We start from the raw sequence: 23132 nt of genomic DNA on the forward strand, positions 1-23132 counted from the left end.
GATCTAGGACTGACAAAGCCTATAGCGCGCCAATCAGGATGAGAGCGCGTATTGCCTCATGTACTGATGCTCCCGGGTGCGATCGGTTGCCTCATTTATTTTGCTCCTGGCTTGAGTTGAGGAGGAGACCGGGTGCGGAGATGGCCGGGGTTTCGGAGCGCCCGGCCTCCTCCGCTGGTACCTCGCACGTCATTGGAGTGTTGTGACCTCGTACCCTGGCGGCATTTTCTCGCTAGGAGCGAACAGCAGCGCGTTCGCTTGCTCGCTGCGCCAGGATTTCAGCCGACGTTGAAGCGTTCGAAGAAGCTTGTTCGGATAGGCTCCAGGATATTCCTCCTGCAAGCGCGAGAGCAGTTCGCTGCCAGTCCGCCAAGGCTCGGTTTCAAACCATTTTCGCAACTCTGGCGTTGCTCGGATGTGCGGGTCGGGACGACGTCGGCCTCTCTCCGCCTTCACGAGTGGCCGATCCGTCGGTCGCATAGCTCCGTCCTTCCAGGCCGTGCGCAGGCTTGCCAGGAAGCGATCGATCGATTGCGATGCCGCAGCAGGATGGCCGATTGGTTGGGTGTCCCCGAGGACCGCGAGGCGCTCCTGCACGTCGCGGATGTCGCGCAACAACGCGACTGGATCGAGGGCGGCATAGATTTCTTGGAGATGATGGCGGACAGCGTCAGGCGTGCGGGCGTCCGCTGCCAGGCGCTGGTGTGGTGTAGCCGGCGCGCTGTATGTCTTGCGTACACGGGCACCGTCGCGCTGCTTGGCTATCAATTTGAACGAGGGTTGGAAGAAGTTCACGAACAGCCGCGCCGATCGATAGAGTTCAGCCAGCAGCTTGGCCGCTTCCAGGCGCCCTCGAACCGACGATAGCCGACTATCCTGCGCACGACGGCGCCGTTCTTCTGCTCGACGAACGCCTGGTCATTTTTTCGGTAGGGCCGGCAACGCGTGAAGACGATGTTGGCCGCCTCGCAGTAGGCTTTCAGCGTCTCGTTCATGAACACGGTATCATTGTCAGTATCGAAGCCGAGCAGCGCAAAAGGCAATTGTTTGCGCAATTCCGTCAGCACCGTGCTCAACAGCGTTTGTTCGCGCACGATCAGAGGAGCGCACTCCGTCCAGCCGGTAGCAATGCCGGTGAGCACGAGGGTCTGGATGAAGCTGCCGCGCGCAGATGGACCGCTATGCGCGACAAGGTCGGCCTCGACGAATCGGGGCGCCGGATCATTCCAATCTGCCGACGTCCTTATTGGAGCCCTGCGACGCAGGGAATGCGTCGCGTGCCGCTGTCGGGCGACATGGAAAATTGACCCCCTGACGACACGAGGAATTGCCCCCCTCGCGACACGGTCAGAACGGGGGTTTTTATGCAGCGACTCAGTTCAGGTCCTCTGCGGTTCAAAGATCCGCGGAGGGAGGCCATGCTGGAGCCGGACGAGGTTTCGGCGATACTCCGGCTCAACGAGCTGGGGTGGGGTAGCAAACGGATTGCCCGGGAGCTCGGGATTAGTCGCAACACGGTGAAGGACTACGTGGCGGCCGGCGGCTGGACACCCTATCGGCAGCCGCAGCGCAAAAAGGCGCTCGATGGCCAGGAGACCTGGCTCAAGGAGCGCCTGCGGCAGCACCACGGCAATGCCGATGTGATTCGCCAGGAGCTGGCAGCCGAGAAAGGCATCATCGTCAGCCTGCGCACGGTCGAGCGGGCGGTACAGCGCTATCGCCAGGAGCTTGCGGCCGAGGCGCGCGCGACGGTGCGGTTCGAGACACCGCCCGGCAAACAGCTGCAGATCGATTTTGGCGAGCGGCTGGTCGAGATCGGTGGCAGCAAGGTTCGCGCCTACCTGTTCGTCGCCACGTTGGGCTACTCGCGCCGGCACCATGTCAGAGCATTCCGCAACGAACGGCAAGAGAGCTGGTTCGATGGCCTGGAAAGCTCCTTCGTGAAGTTCGGTGGCGTGCCCGAGGAGGTACTGTTCGATAATGCGCGTGCGTTGGTCGTGGAGCACGATGCCGCGATGCGCACCGTCGTGTTCAATGACAAGCTGACCGCGTTTGCCAAGCACTGGGGGGTCCGGCCACGGGCCTGCGCGCCATATCGAGCCCGCACCAAGGGTAAGACCGAGAATGGCGTCGGCTACGTCAAACGGAACGCGGTCGCCGGCCGCACCTTCCCGAGCTGGGAAGCCTTTGAGGCGCATCTTGAAGCTTGGACGCGGGAGATCGCCGACCTACGCCAGCATGGCACGACTGGCGAAGCACCAATTGAGCGCTTCAGGCGCGCTGAGGCGCACGCGCTGAAGCCCATCGCTGGGAGGCCGCCCTTCCAGGCCGCACGTGAACTGATCCGGCGCGTGCAGGCCGACTGCGCGGTCGAGATCGATGGCAACGCCTACTCTGTGCCATGGCGGCTGATCGGCGAGACGGTGAGAGCGACGATCGCCGATGGCGTGGTGCGCATCCACCACGGGATCCATGAGGTGGCCGCTCATCCGATCTGTGTCGGTCGGCGCCGTCGCGTCGTTGACCCTAAACACTTTGAGGGCCTGACTGGCTTTAAACCGAGCCGTGCTGGCGAGCTCGCGTTATCGCCTGTCGCGCCGCCGTCGCCGACGCTGCTGCGGCCACTCGGCGAGTACGAAGCGATTGTGGGAGGGGGCTTCTGATGCGAGCCATTGTCCCCGACCGCCTGAGCGATATGCTGACGCGCCTGAAGCTGACGGCTGTCCGCGACCAACTGGATGGGTTGTTGGATGAGGCCGGTCGACAAGAGCTGAGCCTACGCGAGACTCTGGTGCTGCTGTGCGAGCGCGAGATCGCCCGCAAGGATGAGCGGCGCATCGAGATGACGCTCAAACTTGCTCGCTTCCCGTTCGTTCGCGATCTGTCGGGCTTCGACTTCTCGGCCCAGCCCTCGCTGGATCCGAAGCAGATACGCGAGCTTGCGAGCGCCCGCTGGATCGCCAATGGCGAGAACGTGCTGCTCCTTGGGCCACCTGGCGTTGGCAAGACGCACCTTGCGGTCGCGCTTGGGCGCGAAGCGATCCTGGCTGGGCATTCCGTTCAGTTCGTCGCAGCCACGACTGTCGTTGCGCAGCTTGCCAAAGGTCACAGCGAAGGCCGGCTCGAGGAGCGACTCGCGCAATTTGCCAAGCCAAAGCTCCTGATCATCGACGAGCTCGGGTATCTGCCCTTTGAACCCGATGCCGCGCATCTGTTCTTCCAGCTCGTTAGCCGTCGTTACGAGAGAGGCGCGATCCTGCTGACCAGCAACCGCAGCGTCGGCGAGTGGGGCTCGGTCTTCAGCGACCCCGTGGTCGCCACCGCGATCCTTGATCGTCTGCTGCACCACAGTCACGTAATCACGATCCGCGGCGACAGCTATCGCTTGAAGGAGAAGCGCCGCAGCGGACTTCTGCAGAAGCCCGCTGTACCAGAAGCCAAATCGGAGAAGAAGTCGTGACGCAAGCCGCTCGCTCGCTACAGCGCTATGAAGGGCGCGCTTCGCGAGCGGCTTGCTTCAGTCCTGCAAACAACAAGGGGGTCGCTTCCTCATGTCGTTGCGGGGTCAAATCCGGACGTCGCTTGACAGCCGCCGACGCTTGCGACCTAATCCTTCTCGGACCCCCACCAATGCGCGGTCGATCGTCGCAGCGCTCATTGCCAAAAGTTTGTCGCGGATCTCGGGGGTAAGGTCGAGGTGGCCATGCCGTTCCATCGCCTCAATCAACGCAGGCATTAACGCCTTCAGCCGCTTCCCGCAGATCCGGTCTGACGCCTCCCAAAGGAGCACGAGCGCGTTGTGTTCTACCTCATTATACATTCGACGTCGCGCCCTTCGGCTTGGGCGCGCGTCTTCCTCACCTCGAAGTAGTCGCATCGCCTGCTTGCGATGGAATCCGGTGATGTCGACGAACTCGTCCAATATCCGCGTCTTCTTCGCGCGATCCGAACGCCGATAGCGCGCGCCTGCTGCCGCCGTCAGTTCCTTCCGCGTTGCCATGCTTAGCCACCCCATCTTCGCCCCCGCTCGCTCCCGATCCAAGGGAGCAATTTACGTGAGGCAACGGCTCAGCATTTGGTAACAATTAGGGCGAGACAATGCGGAGTCTCACCCTGATCGCCGCCGCGCAAAAGCCAACCGATCGGAGGACGAGGCAAGGCTTAGGCAGTTTATTTTTGCTGTGCGAAGAGCCTTGGCCTCACACGTCTGCAAATGAAGGAGGCCGGCGCTCACACCACGCTTTTAGGCCCTCTCGGGCATCAGGTGATGTTAGGCTTTCGAAAAACTTCGCATTGATCTCGACCGGGTCAGCAGTGCCTCGACGAATTGAATTGAGCGACGTCTTCAGGCCCCGGAGAGAAGCCGGCGAACGCTGGGCGAGCATCCCGGCAAAATGCTCTAATCGCGCTTCAAGCGCATCCGAAGTACACACCTCGGTAAGATAACCCATCTGTAACAACGTGATGCTGTCAACTTGCTCGCCTGTTAGAAAAAGGCGTTTCGTTTGCGACAGGCCAAGCCGCTCCACGTAACGTCGTAAACCAGAATAGTAGTACTGAATACCGAGGCGAGAAGGAGACATTTGCAAGAGACATCCCCGCGTTCCGATACGAAAATCACATGCAAGCGCGAGGTCAGTAGCGCCTCCGTAAATGTTTCCATTCAGGCCGCATATAGTAGGAAAGGGGCATTCTTCGACAAGATCGCACATCGCGGCGAACAGGGCTGTACATGCCGCCGCACGATCACTCGACAATGTATCCAGGTCAAATCCTGAACTAAAACTTGGACCTTGAGCCGTTATCATTAGTACTCGCACGCTCGACTGCCGAGCCAAAGTCGCGACGATTTCAGAGAAAGTCTCGATGTCTGTTGGCTCGAACCGATTGTGCTGCCGAGACCGGTTCAATTGAATTCTCGCGATCCCTTTTGACACATGCAAGGTCGGCAAGTTCCCGAGCTCAGATGCTTCTTCATTCCTTTGTTTCCCTGCTGCGACCTCACTTCCAAATTTATTCATTCGATTCCCTCGACTGGCGAAACCTGCGCTGCAGGGACGGGTAGGTGAGGCGCGGTTGTCAACGATGAAGCACAGAAGCTTCGGCCCTATGCCCTCAGCCCCTCCGTATTCTTTTTACGTTGACAGATATTTTTTTTACATTCAATAGAATATCTCGGAAACTGGCCCTGCCGGCAGCGCGGCGAGGAGAGGCGTAAGTCATGTCCAACCGCAATTTCTATGTCCTGGTTGAGGGGAGGGCCGAGGCAAACCCGACAGACGTGCTCCTAGAGCTTGAGAGCGGCGAAACGCTATCCGCTCAGTGGCTGCACAAGCTCTGTGGTAGCTATGCCAGCGTCTTCCGGCGGCTCGGATGTGCGGTCGGTGATCGCGTGGCCGTCCAGGTCGAGAAGTCCGCACATGCTTTCGCGCTCTATCTTGCCTGCCTCCGTGCTGGGCTCTGCTATTTGCCCATCAACACAGCTTATCGCTCAGCTGAGTTGGCCTACCTTCTAAAGGACGCGCAGCCTTCCTTCCTTCTCAGAGGACCAAATACGGAAGCTCTTCCCGACATGACGGTGCCTCGGTCAACCAAGGTCTTAACGTTTGGCATCCGGGGTGAAGGAACATTCGCATCACTTGTCAAAGCAGGAGAGACCTCGTTTAGCACCGTCGAACTCAATGGTGCGGCTCCCGCAGCTCTCCTCTACACCTCAGGCACAACCGGCCGGCCCAAGGGTGCTCTGATCAGCCATGCTGCGCTCTCGTACACCGCTCAAACGCTGAGTCGATTGTGGGGCTTCTCGTCTTCGGATGTTCTGCTACATGCGCTGCCGATCTTCCACAGCCATGGTCTATTCATCTCATTCAACGTCGCGCTGGCAGGCGGAGCGCGAATTCTCCTGCAAAATAAATTCGATGTAAGTCCAGTGCTCGACGCAATTCCTCGCTCAACCTTTTTTATGGGAGTGCCAACTTACTATCATCGTCTATTGACCTGCCCTTCGCTGGCCAGCTCTCTTTGCCGAAACATGCGACTGTTCATATCCGGTTCGGCACCACTATCGGCTCCGATGCATCGCGATTTTGAAACTCGGACAGGGCACCGTATCCTGGAGCGTTATGGTTTGACCGAGGCAATGATTCTCTGCTCGAACCCCCTGGAAGGTGATCGTCGACCAGGTTCGGTAGGGCTACCGATTCCCGGTGTTGATTTGCGTATTGCAGGCGAGCGAGATGAAGCTCTGCCTGTCGGACAAGTAGGTATCATTCAAGCGCGAGGACCGGGGCTTTTCTCCGGTTACTGGAACAATGCTGAGCAAACCAAAGCCGAGCTCACAGCAGACGGGTTCTTCCGTACCGGCGACATGGGTCTCGTCGACGAGAAGGGATACGTCTCGATTACAGGCCGCGCCAAGGATCTCATCATCAGCGGCGGATACAACGTCTATCCCGCAGAAGTTGAGGCTGTAATCGATGAACTGACTTCCGTTAAGGAGTCAGCCGTTGTCGGAGCAACTCACGCGGATTTCGGAGAGTGCGTCGTTGCCTTCGTAATTGCTAGCGATAAGAGCGACCCACCGAGCGAAAGCGAGGTGATTCAGCAGGTCAAGCGAAACATGGCAAGTTACAAAACCCCCAAGAAGGTCATCGTAGTCGATGATTTTCCACGGAATGCTATGGGAAAAGTCTTGAAGAAGGAGCTCCGGACGACACTAGCGGACTTTCCCACGCTTGGCTCGGATAACGCCAATAGATAATCGGCCTCCCTAGGCTAACTGGAGATTGCACACTTGTGCGCATACCATCCCGCTGAATTTCAAGCGCTGACATTTCATGATGCGGTACCCGCCTTCAGAGAAGGACGAGATAGCCCGCGCAAATACCTTGAGCGCTGTCTCGAAACGATCGACGCTCGCGAGCCCACCGTGCGAGCTTGGGTCGAAATGAACGTGCGAGAGGCGAGGTCCGTGGCTGATCGATCCACAGCGCGTTACCTCGCGGGACGAGAGCTTTCGACCATCGATGGCATGCCGGTCGGGATCAAAGACCTCTTTATGACAAAGGATATGCCCACGCGTATGGGATCTCCCTTGTTCAGAGACAATCACACTCATCAAGATACGGCTTGCGTCCAGGCATTGAGAGCCGCGGGCGCCATCGTGCTCGGTAAGACAGTGACGACGGAACTCGGCATGTCCTACCCTGGACCGACTACCAACCCGTTCAGCCATCGCCATACCCCCGGCGGATCGTCGAGCGGATCGGCAGCGGCCGTCGGCGCGCGGATGATACCTGCGGCAATCGGAACGCAAGTGGCTGGCTCGGGGATTCGACCAGCGAGCTTTTGCGCGAACTATGCGATCAAGCCGACAATGGGCGCCATCCATCGTGGGGAGCGTCTGGCACTTAGCCAAAGCCACGTGGGGATCCATGCTGGCGACCTTCGTGACATGTGGCATGTGTCGATTGAAGTCGCAAAGAGATCAGGCGGCGATCCCGGCTATCCCGGCCTTTACGGTGAGACAACTCTTCATCCGGCAACCCGGCCACTACGAGTGATTGTGATGGAGGCCCAAGGTGCGGCAGAATTGGACGACGATTCCAGAGACGCATTTGAACGGTTCCTCACTCAGCTTCGCCACGCCGGCGTCCACACCATCGACAGAACCAACCACTCGCTGGTCGACTCGTTCGAACGTGCCATCGACGAAAGTCTTGAAATTACTCGTGACGTTTGTGCCTACGAGATGCGCTGGTCACTGGAGAACCTTGTAGAAAGGTTTGGCGGAGGGCTGAGTGACAGCTTGACCTCTCGTCTGGAACTCGCGAGAAAGATGAGCATAGATGACTATCGTCAACTACTCGCCCAGCGCGATAAGGCAAGAGCAGCCCACGCCGCAATTGCTCATATCGCCGACGCTATCGTTGCTCCGTCCTCCGTTGGACCAGCTCCAAAATTAGACAATCAAGGACTTGACTCGGGCATCTCACATACAACAGGCCTGCCGAGTTACAATGCTGTTACCTCCGTCTTAGGGGCGCCAACTATCACGCTTCCGCTTCTTGCGGTGAGGGGAATGCCTCTCGGAATTCAGGTTATTGGCCAGCAGCATACCGATCAGCACCTTGTAGGTTTAGGGCGTTGGATCAGCGAGACTATTCCGGCGCGATCGGTCTAATCTCTGCTGGCTCATTCTGAGTTCGACCGGCATGGGCCCTTGGCGAGGTAAATTCGGCAGCATCTGATCTCGGGCCCGTATGTTCGTCGATCGTCTCACCATAGGTAGGGGAAGTAGCGCCTAGGTTGAGCGCCGGGCCGGCAAATCGCGTGCTCCTTCGAGTATTGTTGGGCTAAAGGTTCGAGCCTTTGAGCTACCGGTTGACGAACCGGTCCGCCTCTCGTCGCGATACAATTGCGAAACTTTTCGCTATCTACTCGCGGATCGTGGTATGAACTCCCATACCCGCGGGCAGGACCGTGCTCAAATTCAACCGAACTAGCGAAATCGCCAACTGGATCAAGACCGAAATTGATTCCGGTGCTTTGCAGCCAGGATCCAAGCTTGATGAAAAGCAACTCTCCGACAGGTTTAACGTTTCGAAGACCCCTGTCCGGGAAGCCCTGATACAGCTGGCATCGCGTGGCTTGGTAGATCTGAAGCAGCGGAGGGGTGCGACCGTCTCGGTTCTGAGTGCGGAGCAAATTGTCGCTATGTTCGAAGTTATGACGGAGCTTGAGGGAATGTCTGCAAGGCTGGCCGCGGCGCGAATGCCGACGGACCTACAGGCGCGCCTCCGCGACATACACTCTCGCAGCGAAAGCGCGCTTCACAATGCGCAGCTGTACGATGCAATTAATAAAGAGCTCCATGAAACTATCTACGAGGGTGCGCAAAACTCATATTTGGAACAGTCGATAAAAGAGACCCGCGCTCGCCTGCGTCTCTATCGTCGGTACCCATTCCAAAAACCAGGTCGCATTCAACAGTCCTATCAAGATCATTGCTCAATTGTGGCAGCGATCACCCGAGGAGATGCCATGGCGGCTGCTCAGGCTATGCACGATCATCTCACGACTGGCGGACGCGTTTTCGCAGATCTCGTGGCGGAAGCCGCTCGTTTTGCGAATACACCTGATAAGGCGGCGGGATAACCCCGCCCAATTGCCTCCACCTACTCGGCAACTCTTCTCGTCTTCTAACCCGCGTGGCGCGATATGGCGCGAGCAGCAATGTGGAGCACGAACTATCACCGGTCACATAAAACCTACTGATCAACTCAACCGACGAATTGATGATTTTCTCGCTTGCCGATGACACATCGATCGGATCGTATTACATCATCTGCTTCACCTTCCAGGCGCCATCCCTCGCAAATCCCACAAGGGCTGCAGGAATTCTTCAAGTCGGCAAGAAAATGCGACGCAAATCTCTGTACGATACTAGTATCCTAAGCGCATGGAATATATCGGAGACGACCTCGCGGGGACCGACAAATGACGCTCCAATCGAACAGTCACAACAGCCCGCAAGCGATTGGCGCTACTCCAGTACACGAGCATCTCTACCATTTCCATCGCCGCGATTTTCGTGCCGGGCGGCTCTTCTTGTTGGCCCGTAGGAAGCGGGCACGCACAGAGACGGGCCAACCGCCGATGTTGCTCGCCGTAGCGCCGGCGACACAAAGGCGGCAATCACCGCGGCTGAGCGCTCATTTCCGGTCCGCCGAATTCTTGCCTGCAAAAGCGCAGCAATTCTGAGGTCGTGGGCCGGACTAATGCGGAAGAGCTGGCGCTTCTGGTCGCGAGCGAACAGGGCCAGTTATGGATGAACCCGCGATAAGAAAACACTCTTGTGAACGAGCAACAGGCAGCCCGCTCTTGATCAAGGCTTTCCAACGAAACTTGGCTCATAGGCCGACCGAAGGTCGGTCTCAAGAAGCGCGAGTCGCCGTCACATGATAGGCCCAGGCCCGATGGAACGATCCTTGCTAGATTGATCGGAAGGGTAGATCAAACCCAGGAGCGATACATGAAGAATTATGACGGCCCCATTGACCCTCAAAAAACAGCATTGCTAGTTGTCGACCTGCAGAACCACGAGATTTCTGAGGAAGAACAGCGCAAATATCCGGAGTACGTGGACCGCGTGAAACATCAGATCGTGCCGAACGTCCAGCGGCTACTGCAAGCCGCGAGGTCGTGCGGCGTGGAAGTGATGTACACGGTAATCGAAAGCCTCACCAAGGATGGGCGCGATCGTTCGCTTTGCCACCGTAAGCTAGTCATCCCAAAGGGGTCATGGGGAGCTCAGGTAATTCCCGAGATAGCGCCTGGCGAAGACGACATCGTCTTACCAAAGACAGCTTCTGGGGTATTCAGTTCGACCATCCTGGAGCGGGTTCTTCGTAACATGGGCATTGAGGAGGTAATTGTTGTTGGCGTTTTAACGGATCAATGCATCGATATGGCGCTGCGCGACGGTGTAGATCGCAGCTTCCATATGATTTGCGTCACCGACTGCTGCGCCGCCTATACTGAAGAGAGACACAATTACTCTCTTCGTATGCAATATGGCGCTGTCCGGAAAGTGACGACGGAGGAGATTGTATCGGAACTCTCAGGCAAGTTATTCGCCCGAAACAGCTGAGATTTCCCTTCTTGAGATTCCCTCAGTAAGCCGAGCGGTTTGTTTTCTGTCTCTTTTCCGCTGAGCAAGAGATGCAAAACGAGATCCTAACGTCTTACCCCTGAGAGGGAATCTCGAAGAGCTGCGTTGAAGCGTATGACACGCGCGTCAACGTTAACACCTGTGGCGCTTGTGCATTGCGGAGACTTCGGATGCGAAAGAGCCTGGTTTGCGTGCTGCGCAGACTATAAACCGTAGATCAAAAGCCATGCGACGAGGAGATGCAAGCCGTGCCGCGTAAACTTCCCAACACGCCTGTTGATGTCTGGCGCACAACTCCGGAAACGTTGGACCTGGCGGAAAACGCCAAGCGATTTGGCTGGTGGGATTTTCCGCTCGAAAGCGCTGCAACAGATTCGGCAGAAATGGATGGAATTGACCGCGCGTACTGGTTCTATAAAAGCGCGCGCCCAATTACGAGAACATCACGGGATGTTTCTGATGCGTTGTTCTTGAACGACAAGTCTATTGTGGAATTACCGACTGCATTTCGAAAGCAGCAGACTGCGACTCTGAGTGCACTGGGGGATCTGATCCAGGCGCGCGGGCTAGAACACTCTAAGGATCTTTTGTTCGAGAGCATCGAAGCCGCTGTCTTCAATGCCGATATCTCTTTCGCGAATTATGAATCTGTGGTGGCAGACGATCATGTCGTGAGCGAGGCTATAGGCGACGGCCGCTCTTCGATGATGTGTTGCTCATCGGCCCAATATTCCGCATTAACAGAACACCAGGGTAGACGTTTCACGATTCTTAACCTCGCGAACAATCACTCATTGGACTTGGGCGTTCAGGGTCTTCGAACCACTCAAGAGCTCTGCAGAGCGAATGGGATCATTGAAATCGGCGCCCCTCGATGCGCCGAGGAGTACGGCCGGGGCACGGTTTTCACGAAGAGGGGCATCAGGTTCGGGTTCGTGTCGGTCACATTCGGTCTCAATGGGCGACCCCTACCCGACGGTGAACATTATTGTGTGCACGCGTCACCGCTCATGTCCAAACGTGTCGTGGCCGATCTTGAGCTACTCAAATCGCAAATAAGGAGCTGTAAACATCAGAATGCCGATGTCATCATCGCCTCAATCCATTGGGGCTTCGAATTCGAGTTTTTTCCAAGACGAAAGCAAATTGAGCTCGCTCATGCGCTTGTGGAGGAAGGCGCCGACATAATTTTGGGCCATCATCCTCACGTAGTTCAGCCGATCGAGTACTACCGCACTACACGTGATCCCAACCGAGTTGCGGTCATCGCTTACTCCTTGGGTAGCCTAACTTGGGACTGGTATACGGCTCCACATTTAATTTTGAGCTTGATGCTGAACTTTCAGTTCGCAAAAGGTGATACAAGTGCAGGAAGCCGTACTTACATCGAAAGTGTCACCGCTACTCCTTTGTTTAGAAATATCTTCTACAGGGGCGATAACAAAGTGATGCGCATTGAACAACTTAGAGACCACCTGGATGCGAAAAATGCCGACTTCGGTCACTTAGAACAAATGCAACAATACGTAGACTTGATTTCGGGCCGCGGAGCCCCGGTTTGACGAGCTCGCGACAGCCTCTCATCCAAATGCTCTCCGCCATCAGGTGCGACCGTGAATGTGTAAGCGGAGTGACCTGCCACTGAATGTTCATCCAGCGGCAGTTAGAGTCTCGGAGTTTTGTGCAGCGAGACCGAACTTTGGACCACCCGGAACTAGAGTTTTGCGCCTCTGATCACGTTGGCGGGCTGGTGTCGCCGACGTGATTTTGCAGCAAAATCGGCGGCCGATTGCCGATCGCCCCGTGGGGCCGTTCTTCGTTATAGTATCTTCGCCAAGTCTCCACCTTTTGCCGGGCATCCGCAAGGGACAGGAACCAATGGGTGTTGAGGCATTCGGCCCGGAAGCGGCCGTTGAAGGCTTCGATGAAGGCGTTGTCGGTCGGCTTGCCGGGTCGTGAGAAGTCCAGCGTGACGCCGCGCTGGTAGGCCCAGAGGTCAAGATCGCGCGACACGAACTCGCTGCCTTGATCGACCCGGATCGTCGCCGGGAGTCCCACTTCATTGCAAACCCTTTCCAGTACCTCCACGACATCGGTGCCGCGGAAGGTGAGCCGCGGCTCCAGTGCGGGCGAGAAGCGGGAGAAGATATCGACGATCGTGAGCACCCGGAGATTGCCGCCGGTGGCCAGCTGGTCATGAACGAAGTCCATCGCCCAGATCTCGTTGACCCGCGTCGCGGGCCGTCGGTCGTCGCGCAACTTGGCCTTGACCCGGCGCTTGGGCGATTTGTTGCGCAATTGCAGGCCCAATTCGCGATAGATGCGACGGGTCTTGTTCTGGCCGTGACGCCATCCCTCGCGGCGCAACAGCACATGGACGCGGCGATAGCCGTAGCGGATGCGAACATGGCAGATCTCCTTGATCCGAGCTTCGAGGGCCGCCTGGCCGGAGCGACGAGATTTGTAGTGATAGGTCGATCGATCGAACTCGAGGGCCTTACAAGCCTTGCGGATCGAGACCTGCCACTCCCCGCAAACCTCATCGACGAGCTTGCGCTTCCGACCAGGCTTCACAGCTTTCGGCGGATCACGTCCTGCAGCATCTCCTTGTCGAGCGATAGGTCCGCCACCAGCTTCTTCAGCTTGGCGTTCTCGTCCTCGAGCTGCTTCAACCGGCGCATCTCGGTCGGCAGCAGTCCGTCGTACTTTTTCTTCCAGTTGAAATAGGTCGCCTGGCTGATCCCGGATTTGCGGCAGATCTCCGCAACCGGGACCCCGTCGTTGCCCTGCTTCAGGATAAACGCCTTCTGGGCGTCCGAAAACTTCGAGGCCTTCATCGTCGTCCGCTCCTCCCAGCCGAGGGGATTCGGCAGCGCAAGACTCTAGCCAAAATTGGTCCAGTTTGCCGGCCTCAGGTCAGCGGTAGCTGAAGCGCCGCCGCTCGTTGGCGAAATCGCGCAATCGGCCACGCAGAATTGCGTCCGGCGGGCGGCTGGAGCGATAGCGGATCATCTGTAAGCGCGATTTTCTCCGCACGCCGGCGGTTTTGATGGACTGCCTTGAATCGGGCGATGCGGGGCCGTTCAGGCGGTGGCGGCTTTGTGGAAGTTGAAGGGCAGCAGGTCTGCAATATCGGCGTCGCCGGCGCGCTGAGGCGATTCGGTGAGGACGTGGCGCAACCACGCTAACGGCACGACACGTGAGGCGCGGCAGGTCAGCATCAGGCTATAGACGACGGCGCTGGCCTCGGCTCCGTCCACGGTATCACTGAACAACCGTAAGCGGTACGAGCAGACCACGGACCTGGCGTGGACGGCCTACGCGCGCCGCTGGAAGCGCATAGGCATCCAGAACTGCCGCAGGGCCTCAACGGCTATTGGAATGTCGCGCCAGGCGTTTTGAGCGACGGGCAGCGTTGCCAGCGTATGGCGGGCCGGGGGTAGCAAGGGTCGACCGGCGTCATCGATGCAATGGACCAGGATCGGCCGCAGCATAAGGTGTTCGGTTCCGTTCGGGGAGAGAAGCCGCGACCAGACGAGAAGCCGAAGCTTCATGACGGCGTGGAAGCCCATGCACCAGGGCTGCGGGTCGACGTCGCCGTCCGGCGATCGCAGGAACAGCGGCTCGAAGCTCTCCGGTCTCGTCGACAGCGTCTCGCTGATCGCGTTGTGGCGCATCAGCGTGGCAGCGATCGCCGAGAACTCCTCGGTGTCGTGATTGAAGGCGTCGGGATCTACGCCAAGGAGCGGGCACACCCATTCCTCGGAGGCCATCGAGACCGGCCCGGCGACGACAGCGGCCACTGCGCCGTCGAGCATGGAGAGCGACGTCGCCCGCGGATGCCGAAGCGTCGGCGACCTGGCGCGCTCGCTCATCCATTGCCCGAGCCGCTCGAATGACATGGCATAGTTCGCCATCGTCGTCTTGCGTGCTTTTCGCGTTCCCCGCCGTTGCTTCGGCTTCGTCATGCCACGGCTCGCTTTTCGGCTTCGCGTGCGGCCTTCCAGTTCCAGGCCAGAAGTTCGTGCAGCTGGTTGGCCTTCGCGGCGCCGCTCACCATGCGCTCGAGAACGTCGACGAGATAGGCCTCGGGGTCGAGGCCATTCAATTTGGCCGTGTTAAGAAGCGAAGAAAGTATCGACCAAGTCTCGCCTCCGCCTTCGTCACCACTGAACAACGAGTTCTTTTTTCCGATCGCAATCGGCCTGATTGATCGTTCGACCGTGTTGGTGTCCGCCTCGAGCCGCCCGTCGTCCAGGAATGCCGTCAGGCCCTGCCAGCGTTCGAGCATATAATCGATCGCCTTGATGAGCGTCGAGCGGCGGGAGATCCCGTCCTTCACCGCGATCAGTCGAGCCTTCAACGCCTCCATGAGCGGCTTCGTCTCGGCCTGTCGCGCCGCGCGGCGTTCCCCGGCGCCGAGACCGCGGATCCTCTCCTCGATCGCGTAGACGGCTGCGATGCGCTCGATGACCTCCGCGGCGAAGGGTGAGTTCGTCGTCTTGTGCACCCTCACGAAGTTGCGGCGCGCGTGAACGAGACAATACGCCAGCTGGATCTGCCCGGCACCTTCGCATCGCCCACCAGCGAGGCGTAGGCGGCATAGCCGTCGACTTGCAGCACGCCTTCGAAGCCGGCCAACTGCGCCACGATCTCCTTCTTGCCGCGACCGTCTGCGAACACGTAGGCGACCGCCGGCGGCGCCGGACCCTTCCACGCCCGATCGTCCGTCGCATGCGCCCAGAACTGGCAGATCCTCGTGCGGCCGCGTACCGGGTCGAGCACCGGCATCGGCGTCTCATCGCAGAACAACCGCTCAAAGCCGTGCATGGTCTTCAGTTGCAGGTCGTAGAGGCCCCTGCCCAGCCACGCCGCGCTGCCCATCCAGCGCGCCAGCGTCTGACGATCGACGACAACACCTTGGCCCGCCAGGATCTGCGTCTGGCGGTAGAGCGTCGATTGCCAGGCATATTTGGCCGCGGCGATATGCGCGATCAGCGCCGTCGTCGCCATGCCGCCCTCGACGAGCCGCGCTGGTGCCGAGGCCTGGACGATCGGGCCCTCACAGGCGCGGCAGGCATATTTGGGAGGGATCGTGCGGAGTACACGCAACCACCCGGGAAACCGAACCGCAGAGTCGGAGATCGCCCCTTCATCCGGTAGGTGGCCGCTGAACAGCGCCTACGATTCACGTGACTAGTGCGCCAAACAGCTTGCTAAGACGTTCCCGTTCAGAAGCGGAAGCCGGCCGCGGACGGTATCCCCAAAGGGCCGGCCATCAGACACTCGCTTGCTCAAAGCTCGATCCCAAACCGGAAACTCACGCCAGACGTAAACCGGCTGTCGGCACATGATGAGATAATGTGATAAAAGGCCCGCAGTTCAGTGGGATCGGACGTTCCTAACCCAACGGTCACAGGACCTATAACGAGACCTAGACCAGGAGCAGGGAATATTCAGCCGACTGTCGCAATCCTGCGCAATCGCTGGGAATACGCGTAATTGCTGCAGAGGACGCCCTGAATTCGCAGCCCACGGCAGCCCTCGGCCGGCAAACTGCAGCAAAAAACGGCCGAAGCCTGTCCGATGTGATAGCCCACATCTAGCGGCGCAGTTTACCCTGCGATCAAGAGAGGAATGTCCCAAATGCCGAAATCCACTGCGCGCTGTTTCATTCACAGACCAGCCCGTCTCAAGCGGCGTTTTGCCGCCATAGCAAGCGTGGCGGCACTACTAATGACCGTCTCACCCGGGGGCGCGGAAACGCTGAAATGGGCTCGGAGCTTGGACGTTCAGACTCTAGACCCTCACGCCTATAATGAGAACGTGACCTTTGCGTTCAATCGGCAGATGTACGAAGGCCTTGTGGAGCGCTCCGACGACGGAAAGCTCATTGGAGTACTAGCGACCGAATGGCGGATGTTGCCTGATCACCCCGACGTTTGGGAGTTCAAGCTTCGCCGGAACGTTACGTTCCACGACGGCGCACCATTTAAGGCCGACGACGCCGCATTTTCAATCCAGCGAGCTATGGCACCAACCTCGAATGTGCGGACCTATCTGGCTGCCGCCGCGGTTGAGGAAGCCATCGCGAAGGACGACTACACCGTGCAGGTCAAGACAAAGGGACCCAGCCCTCTTCTGCCCGAAAACTTGGCAAGCATCTTCATAATGAATAGAGCATGGGCCGAGAAGAACGACTCCGTTGTTCCGCAGGATTTTAAAGGCGGGAAAGAAAACTATGCTGCTCGCCATGAGAACGGCACTGGCGCCTATCGCCTTGTAAGCCGAGAATCGGATCGCCGTTCGGAGTTGGAAGCTTACGATAAATACTGGGGTATCGGCCAGTTCCCAATCGATATCGATCGGATCATCTATACCCCTATCCAGTCGGCCGCGACGCGTGTATCCGCATTGATCAGCGGAGAAGTTAATTTTCTCCAAGACGTCCCCCCCCAAGACATTTCACGGTTGGAGCAGAATGAAAGCCTTCGGGTGGTTCGCGGCCCAGAGATTCGCACGGTTTTTTTAGGCGTCAATACAAGCGCGAACACACTTGCCAGCGGGGAAGCAAAGGGAAATCCTTTCGCCGACAAGCGGGTGCGCCACGCAATGAACATGTCCATTGATCGTCTAGCGATCAAGTCGGCAATCATGCGAGGGGAGTCGGTTCCGCTCGGTACAATCATTTCGCCGATCGCCGACGGCTATACGGAAGAATTGGGTAAGTTCCCAAAGCTCAATATTGACCAAGCCAAGCAGCTTATGGCCGAGGCAGGTTACCCCAACGGATTTTCGGTCACTCTAAACTGTCCAAATGACGGCATGGTGAACGACGAGCGCATCTGTCAGGCCGTGGTGGCAATGCTCGCCAAGATCGGTGTCACCGTGCATCTCGATGTCCAACCCAGCGCAGTCGTCTGGCCTCTAGTTCTCAATAGGAAGACCGACTTTTACCTGATGACGTGGGGCTCATACGATTCTCAATTAATCTTCGATAATCTCGTCCACTCTCGGGGCGCCTGGGCTGCAGCGAATTACAAAAACCCGGAGATTGATGCCAAAATTGAATTACTCCGGTCGGAAGCCGATCCTCAAAGACGTAAAACCATAATCGCCGAAATTTGGAAGACCGTTCAGGACGAGTGTTTCTATCTACCGATTCACGCGCAGGTGTTGGCGCGTGCAACGCAGAAGAAGATTCACGTTACGCCAAACGTTGGTAATCAGATCTCCGTGAAAACCATCAAGGTGGACAAGTGACAGGTTTCTTTCTGCGCAGATTGCTGTCCGTGTTGCCGGTGATGCTGATGACGGCGTTTCTGTCGTTCGCCGCCTTTCATTTTATCGGCGATCCGCTCCAGAATATGGTCGGACCGGAGGCGACCGCGCAGGACCGCGCGCGGCTAGCGGCGGAACTCGGGTTCGACCGCCCCTTTTACATCCAGTTCTTTCGTTTTATCAGTTCGGCACTCCATGGGGACTTCGGCATTTCCACTCGCGTTGGAAGGCCGGTGTTGGATTTGATCCTGGAGCGGCTGCCTGCGACTCTGGAACTAGCTATATTATCGTTTATATTTGCAATGATAGCGGGAGTCGCCCTTGGCGTCGTGACAGCATTGCGGCCGCGCTCCATATTATCGGGCTTCAGCTTGACGGTCTCGCTGATCGCAGTATCCCTGCCTAACTTCTTAATCGGCATCGGCCTCATCTACGTGTTCGCGGTCAAACTTGGCTGGTTGCCGTCCTTCGGACGGGGCGACACGGTGAAGATCGGCTGGTGGACCACCGGGGTACTGACTAAGACCGGCTGGCAGGCTATCATCCTTCCCGCGATTTCACTGGCCACCTATCAACTCACGCTGATCTTGCGTTTAGTCCGCACTGAAATGCTTGAGGTCATGCATTCCGATCATATCCGGTTCGCACGCGCGCGAGGGCTGCCAGACCGGCTCATCTATTTTTCTTACGCTTTGAAGAACACGATGATTCCGGTCGTCACGGTTGCAGGTTTGCAGTTGGGATCCATCATCGCATTCGCCGTCGTTACTGAGACAGTATTCCAATGGCCAGGCGTTGGGCTGCTCTTTATTAATTCCATTAGATTTTCCGACGTCCCAATCATGGCCGCATACCTTCTCATCGTGTCGATCATTTTCGTTACCATCAACATGGTCGTGGATTGCGTCTACTACCTTCTAGATCCTCGCCTGCGGACGGGAGGAGTAGTCAGATGACCATTCACAAGCTTTCCGCATTGTTTAACTCTGATATCGGGCACTCTTACATCCGTTCCCCCAGAGCAGTTCTGTCTACGCTCGCACTGCTAACTCTCATTGTCGCGGCCCTGGGAGCTCCTTTATGGGCACCACAGAACACTCTCGACGCCAGCACGTTCGATCTGCTTTCGTCAAATACACCGGCCTGGAGCATCAATGAGTTCACGAACCGCTTCTACGCTTTCGGCACAGACGATCAGGGACGTGACGTGCTTTCAGCGACCCTTTATGGAACACGGGTTTCACTCCTAGTGGGCCTTGCCTCTGTTTTGGTTTCAATGTCGATCGGCGTCAGCTTAGGCCTGATATCCGGTTATTTCGGGGGACACATTGACGCAGCGATCATGCGTATCGCAGACATCCAGTTGTCCATCCCCGCCATTTTTATTGCGCTCCTTATTTCCGGCTTAACGCGGTCGCTACTGCCACCGAGCGCGCGCGAAGCCCTTGCTGTCTACATGGTAATATTGGCGATTGGAATTTCCGGATGGGTCACATATGCCCGCACGGTGCGCGGCGCCGTGATGGGGGAGAAACAGCGAGAGTATGTGCAGGCAGCCCTAATGATAGGCCTTCCGACGGGCACAGTGCTGGTACGGCACATATTGCCAAACGTGCGTCGACCGATCCTCGTGATCGCGACAATCTCACTTGCGCTTTCAATTATTACCGAAGCCACGCTGTCCTACTTGGGCGCAGGTCTGCCCCCCACCCAACCATCTCTTGGAACATTGATCCGCAGTGGGCAAGACTTTCTTTTTGCTGGGCAGTGGTGGATCCTGCTGTTTCCTGCCGCCACCCTTCTTACACTCGCGCTGGCCATTAACGTCTTGGGCGACTGGTTCCGGGATGTAATCAACCCAAGGGGCATCTGATGACAACAACTGCCCAGCCTTGCGTTCTTTCCATTCGGGGACTTAGCGTCGACTTTCCTAGCCGGCATGGCGCCTTGCAAGCCGTATGCAACGTCAGCCTAGACATCGCGCCAGGCGAAATACTCGGCATCGTCGGCGAATCGGGCGCGGGCAAATCGACCGTTGGAGCTGCCATCACGGGCTTACTACAGGCTCCCGGCCATATTAGTGCGGGCGAAGTTCGGCTTTCCGGAGATATCATCGATGCGCGCGACGTTAAGGCGATGCGGGCGTTACGCGGCAAACGCGTCTCGACTATTTTCCAAGATCCACTGACCAGCTTAAATCCACTTTTCACAATTGAGAGACAACTGGTCGACACGATCCGAACTCATCTCGCCTTATCACGCAGCGACGCAAGGATCGAGGCGGTGCGTCAGTTGGAGGCGGTAGGGATTCCAGAGCCAGCCCGGCGCGTGAAGAACTGGCCACATGAATTCTCGGGTGGCATGCGACAGCGCGCAGTTATCGCGCTTGCTCTCTGCTCACAACCCGAACTCATTGTCGCGGACGAACCAACAACTGCGCTCGACGTGACCGTTCAGGCACAGATCTTGAAGCTAATCAAGAACTTGGCTCGTGAACGTCAAGTGGGTGTGATGCTCATCACCCACAACATGGGCGTGATTTCCCAGGTCACTGATCGCGTCGCGGTGATGAGGGCAGGCGAAATCGTCGAACTAAACGACACTGCGGCTGTTCTTGGAAATCCATGCCACGAGTACAGCCAAGCATTGATTTCGGTTGTGCCGCGCGGCGACATTAAGCTGCATCGCTTTCCCGTGTCTGGCGCCGCTCGAAATATCGATGCGGCCATGCAGTGGCTGCTGGAAAGAGACATGCCGCAAAGTTCAAGCCAGCCGGAGGCACTTGTAGAACTCCGGGGTGTGGAGCGCGTATATGGGGCGACAGGCATGTTCGGTGGTTCCGCTCGGCGAGCCTTTAAGGCCCTGCACGATGTGAACCTGAGTATCCGCCCCGGAGAAGTCATGGGCCTTGTTGGCGAATCCGGCTCTGGAAAAAGCACGATCGCAAGAGTCGTTGCTGGGCTTGCCCGCCCGAGCAGCGGCCAACTGATTTATGGCGGAAAAGATGTTTATGCAGCCAGCCTTGAAGATCGTCAAGATATTCGGCGTCAAACTCAAATGGTGTTTCAAGACCCGTACTCGTCTCTGAATCCACAGATGCGCGTGGGCGAGATTATCATGGAGCCAATGATTCACTTTGGACTAGTAAAGGATAAGCGAGAGGCCGAACCGATAATGTTAGAGCTGCTGAAGGCCGTTGGTCTGGAGCCCACCGTCGCCCGCCGTTATCCGCACGCCTTCTCAGGCGGTCAGCGACAACGTATTTCAATCGCACGAACCTTGGCAAGTCGCCCGCGGTTCCTCATCTGCGATGAACCTACCTCGGCACTCGATGTCTCGATCCAGGCGCAGATCCTAAATCTTCTGAAAGACCTTCAAGAGAATCTATCGCTGACGATGTTATTTATCAGTCACGATCTCCCTGTCGTGCGTCAGATTTGCGACAGAGTTACAGTACTACAGAATGGGCAAATTTGCGAAAGCAGCGAGACGGAACAGTTGTTCAAAGCGCCGAAGCACTCTTACACAGCATCGCTCTTGTCCATGATACCGAAGATGCAGACCCCAGAGTGGATCGTCAAGCCGTCTGAGATCCCATCACAGTCCATCTGCTAGCCCCGGACGCGTCCGCCCGGGTTGTCAGATATCTGATGGTCATGCGGCAGCAGCCGATGGCTTTATACGCCCGCCGTTCGCTCATCCCGTGGGCAACCATGAGATACGCGACAGCTTTCCGCTTGCCCGCGGGCAAAAAGCGGGCTTCGTGCCCGAACCATTTATCGCGAACGGCGTGCGCGGATCTCGTCATGGCCTGGCTGCAACAGCAGTCCACTCGCGAGAGGCCGGATACATTTATGCAATTGGAAGCGTCATTTTTGCTGTTACGAACCCTTGCACGGACCGGGGCGGACCATACATTCTTTCCCACGAGATCCTTGGGCGCCGCATTGTCCAGCACGGCATCAGCCACCAACCGCTTCAGCCGTGTGTTCTCGTCCTCCAGCGTCTTCAGCCGCTTGGCCTCCGACACTCCAGTGGCCTTCCATTTGTAGATGCTGGGGTCGCTGACGCCGCGCTTGCGGCACAGATCGGCAACCGAAACCCCGGCCTCATGCTCCTTCAAAATCCCGATGATCTGCTCTGCCGAAAAGCGGCTACGCTTCATGCTCTGGTCCTTGTTTGGGCCAGCGCGAACTTCAATCTGGATTAAGCCTGTGGGGCAAGGTCATTCACGTCCTTGAGGGTTATCCTGATCCGGACGGCGGTCGTGTTCAGGCTCATGCTGCCAGCCTCGGATCGTGCGCATGCATCCTGTAGGTCGATGCCCAGGGAGGCAGTTTGTCCAGTCGCGCCGCAGGCCAGCCATTGATGAGTTTTGCGAGCACGCCGGAGAGCCAGGGCTAGGCGCTGACGACATTGAGCCTACACGTTTCAATGAGCGAGGCCAGCAATGCCCAATTATCGGCACCCTCGTCGCACCCAGCGAACAGGGCATTCTTGGCATCGAGTTTGATTGGCCGCATCGCACGCTCGACCGCATTCGTGTCCATCTCGATGCGCCCGTCATCAAGGTAGAGCGTCAGGCCGTCCCAATGGCGCAGCGAATAGCGCAGAGCCTTCGCCGTGTCGCTCTTCCCCGCAAGATGATCAAGAGTTGCCTCAAACCACTGCTTCAAGGCTGCTGCCAGAGGTCTGGCATGAGCTTGTCGACCCGCGCAGCGCTCGGCAGCAGAGTGGCCCCGAAGTGCCTTCTCGACCGCGTTGAGCTGGGCGATGCGCTTAAGGGCCTCGCGGCAAACTGGAGCTGGCGCCGGAGCAGCCTCACGCGCGATCTTCACAAACTAGCGCCGTAGATGCGATCAGCAGAAGGCGAGCGGCCCAGACAGGGCGCCCGCACGCGTCTCCCGGGTCATGGTCTTGTAGGCCTGATAGCCTTCGCAATAGATGATACCGCGATAGCCCCAATCAGCGATGGCTTTGGGTGTCGCGTGCGAGGTCGGCCGTCCCGGACCGCGTTTTCCGTCGAGCGCGGTGCGCCTGCGATAGCTCTCGACTGTAGCGCGGCGATCTGGGAGAGAGGTGCGCGACAATCTGGATGAGAATCTGGTGTCGCGGCGGATGTGATGATCCGCGGGTTTGATTGACGCGCGCAAGTGCTTTGTCAGGTTGATTGTCGCGG

General features: G+C 57.8%; 16 protein-coding genes and 6 pseudogenes. 11 read left to right on the forward strand and 11 right to left on the reverse strand.

The window, feature by feature from the left end; genetic code table 11:
* Window positions 1-189: 189 nt before the first annotated feature.
* Window positions 190-1289: pseudogene (locus X268_RS37075) on the reverse strand (ISNCY family transposase); the annotation flags it as partial.
* Window positions 1290-1364: 75 nt separating this feature from the next.
* Here X268_RS37075 and istA point away from each other — a divergent pair.
* On the forward strand, window positions 1365-2663 hold the full coding sequence (gene istA / locus X268_RS37080; protein WP_164938224.1) for an IS21 family transposase: 1299 nt from the start codon (window positions 1365-1367) through the stop codon (window positions 2661-2663).
* On the forward strand, window positions 2663-3460 hold the full coding sequence (gene istB / locus X268_RS37085) for an IS21-like element helper ATPase IstB (RefSeq protein WP_128929835.1): 798 nt from the start codon (window positions 2663-2665) through the stop codon (window positions 3458-3460). Before istA ends, istB begins: the two co-directional genes overlap by 1 nt.
* A 129-nt stretch (window positions 3461-3589) precedes the next feature.
* Here the strand turns inward: istB and X268_RS37090 are convergent.
* Both X268_RS37090 and X268_RS37095 read right to left on the reverse strand, forming a co-directional pair.
* Window positions 3590-4015, reverse strand: a pseudogene (locus X268_RS37090) (ISNCY family transposase); the annotation flags it as partial.
* Window positions 4016-4199: 184 nt separating this feature from the next.
* A complete protein-coding gene (locus X268_RS37095) occupies window positions 4200-5021 on the reverse strand; it encodes an enoyl-CoA hydratase/isomerase family protein (protein WP_128929836.1) in 822 nt (273 codons plus the stop codon).
* 200 nt (window positions 5022-5221) lie between these two features.
* On the opposite strand from X268_RS37095, the gene X268_RS37100 reads away from it, so the two are divergent.
* From X268_RS37100 to X268_RS37120, 5 genes are all read left to right on the forward strand, one after another.
* A complete protein-coding gene (locus tag X268_RS37100) occupies window positions 5222-6760 on the forward strand; it encodes an AMP-binding protein (RefSeq protein WP_128929837.1) in 1539 nt (512 codons plus the stop codon).
* Window positions 6761-6793: 33 nt separating this feature from the next.
* Complete coding sequence (locus X268_RS37105) at window positions 6794-8182, forward strand: amidase (RefSeq protein WP_128929838.1); 1389 nt, start codon at window positions 6794-6796, stop codon at window positions 8180-8182.
* A gap of 299 nt (window positions 8183-8481) precedes the next feature.
* The gene (locus X268_RS37110) at window positions 8482-9156 is read left to right on the forward strand and encodes a GntR family transcriptional regulator (RefSeq protein ID WP_128929839.1); all 675 of its coding nucleotides are present in this window, start codon (window positions 8482-8484) and stop codon (window positions 9154-9156) included.
* Between the two features lie 877 nt (window positions 9157-10033).
* Window positions 10034-10651 (forward strand): cysteine hydrolase family protein, encoded by a 618-nt coding sequence (locus X268_RS37115; protein WP_128929840.1) that lies wholly within the window; start codon window positions 10034-10036, stop codon window positions 10649-10651.
* Between the two features lie 260 nt (window positions 10652-10911).
* The gene (locus X268_RS37120) at window positions 10912-12234 is read left to right on the forward strand and encodes a CapA family protein (protein ID WP_128929841.1); all 1323 of its coding nucleotides are present in this window, start codon (window positions 10912-10914) and stop codon (window positions 12232-12234) included.
* 172 nt (window positions 12235-12406) lie between these two features.
* Here the strand turns inward: X268_RS37120 and X268_RS37125 are convergent.
* The 5 genes and pseudogenes from X268_RS37125 to X268_RS40645 all read right to left on the reverse strand — a co-directional run bounded on the left by X268_RS37125 (window position 12407) and on the right by X268_RS40645 (window position 15685).
* Window positions 12407-13509, reverse strand: a protein-coding gene (locus X268_RS37125) for an IS3 family transposase (protein ID WP_128929842.1) whose coding sequence is annotated in 2 segments (ribosomal slippage) — window positions 12407-13248 and window positions 13248-13509 — 1104 coding nt in all. Because the reading frame shifts where the segments join, the coding sequence is not laid out codon by codon here.
* Between the two features lie 246 nt (window positions 13510-13755).
* Window positions 13756-13947: pseudogene (locus X268_RS37130) on the reverse strand (transposase domain-containing protein); the annotation flags it as partial.
* 42 nt (window positions 13948-13989) lie between these two features.
* A complete protein-coding gene (locus X268_RS37135) occupies window positions 13990-14640 on the reverse strand; it encodes a UPF0149 family protein (protein WP_237867281.1) in 651 nt (216 codons plus the stop codon).
* Window positions 14637-15188, reverse strand: coding sequence for an IS66 family transposase (locus X268_RS40640; RefSeq protein ID WP_338076893.1), 552 nt, complete (start codon window positions 15186-15188; stop codon window positions 14637-14639). Before X268_RS40640 ends, X268_RS37135 begins: the two co-directional genes overlap by 4 nt.
* The gene (locus tag X268_RS40645) at window positions 15185-15685 is read right to left on the reverse strand and encodes an IS66 family transposase (protein ID WP_128929844.1); all 501 of its coding nucleotides are present in this window, start codon (window positions 15683-15685) and stop codon (window positions 15185-15187) included. The genes X268_RS40640 and X268_RS40645 overlap by 4 nt, the downstream gene beginning before the upstream one ends.
* 633 nt (window positions 15686-16318) lie before the next feature.
* On the opposite strand from X268_RS40645, the gene X268_RS37150 reads away from it, so the two are divergent.
* The 4 genes from X268_RS37150 to X268_RS37165 are packed head-to-tail and all read left to right on the forward strand — an operon-like array spanning window position 16319 to window position 21568.
* A complete protein-coding gene (locus X268_RS37150; protein ID WP_164934301.1) occupies window positions 16319-17935 on the forward strand; it encodes an ABC transporter substrate-binding protein in 1617 nt (538 codons plus the stop codon).
* On the forward strand, window positions 17932-18909 hold the full coding sequence (locus X268_RS37155; protein ID WP_128929846.1) for an ABC transporter permease: 978 nt from the start codon (window positions 17932-17934) through the stop codon (window positions 18907-18909). Before X268_RS37150 ends, X268_RS37155 begins: the two co-directional genes overlap by 4 nt.
* Window positions 18906-19826, forward strand: a complete 921-nt coding sequence (locus X268_RS37160) for an ABC transporter permease (RefSeq protein WP_128929847.1) — start codon at window positions 18906-18908, stop codon at window positions 19824-19826. The genes X268_RS37155 and X268_RS37160 overlap by 4 nt, the downstream gene beginning before the upstream one ends.
* The gene (locus tag X268_RS37165; RefSeq protein ID WP_128929848.1) at window positions 19826-21568 is read left to right on the forward strand and encodes a dipeptide ABC transporter ATP-binding protein; all 1743 of its coding nucleotides are present in this window, start codon (window positions 19826-19828) and stop codon (window positions 21566-21568) included. The genes X268_RS37160 and X268_RS37165 overlap by 1 nt, the downstream gene beginning before the upstream one ends.
* Window positions 21569-21578: 10 nt before the next feature.
* Here the strand turns inward: X268_RS37165 and X268_RS37170 are convergent.
* The 3 pseudogenes from X268_RS37170 to X268_RS37180 all read right to left on the reverse strand — a co-directional run.
* A pseudogene (locus X268_RS37170) lies at window positions 21579-21707 on the reverse strand (IS3 family transposase); the annotation flags it as partial.
* Between the two features lie 159 nt (window positions 21708-21866).
* A pseudogene (locus X268_RS37175) lies at window positions 21867-22118 on the reverse strand (transposase); the annotation flags it as partial.
* 112 nt (window positions 22119-22230) lie between these two features.
* A pseudogene (locus tag X268_RS37180) lies at window positions 22231-22914 on the reverse strand (IS66 family transposase); the annotation flags it as partial.
* Window positions 22915-23132: the final 218 nt, after the last annotated feature.

Source organism: Bradyrhizobium guangxiense, assembly GCF_004114915.1.
Taxonomy (GTDB): domain Bacteria; phylum Pseudomonadota; class Alphaproteobacteria; order Rhizobiales; family Xanthobacteraceae; genus Bradyrhizobium; species Bradyrhizobium guangxiense.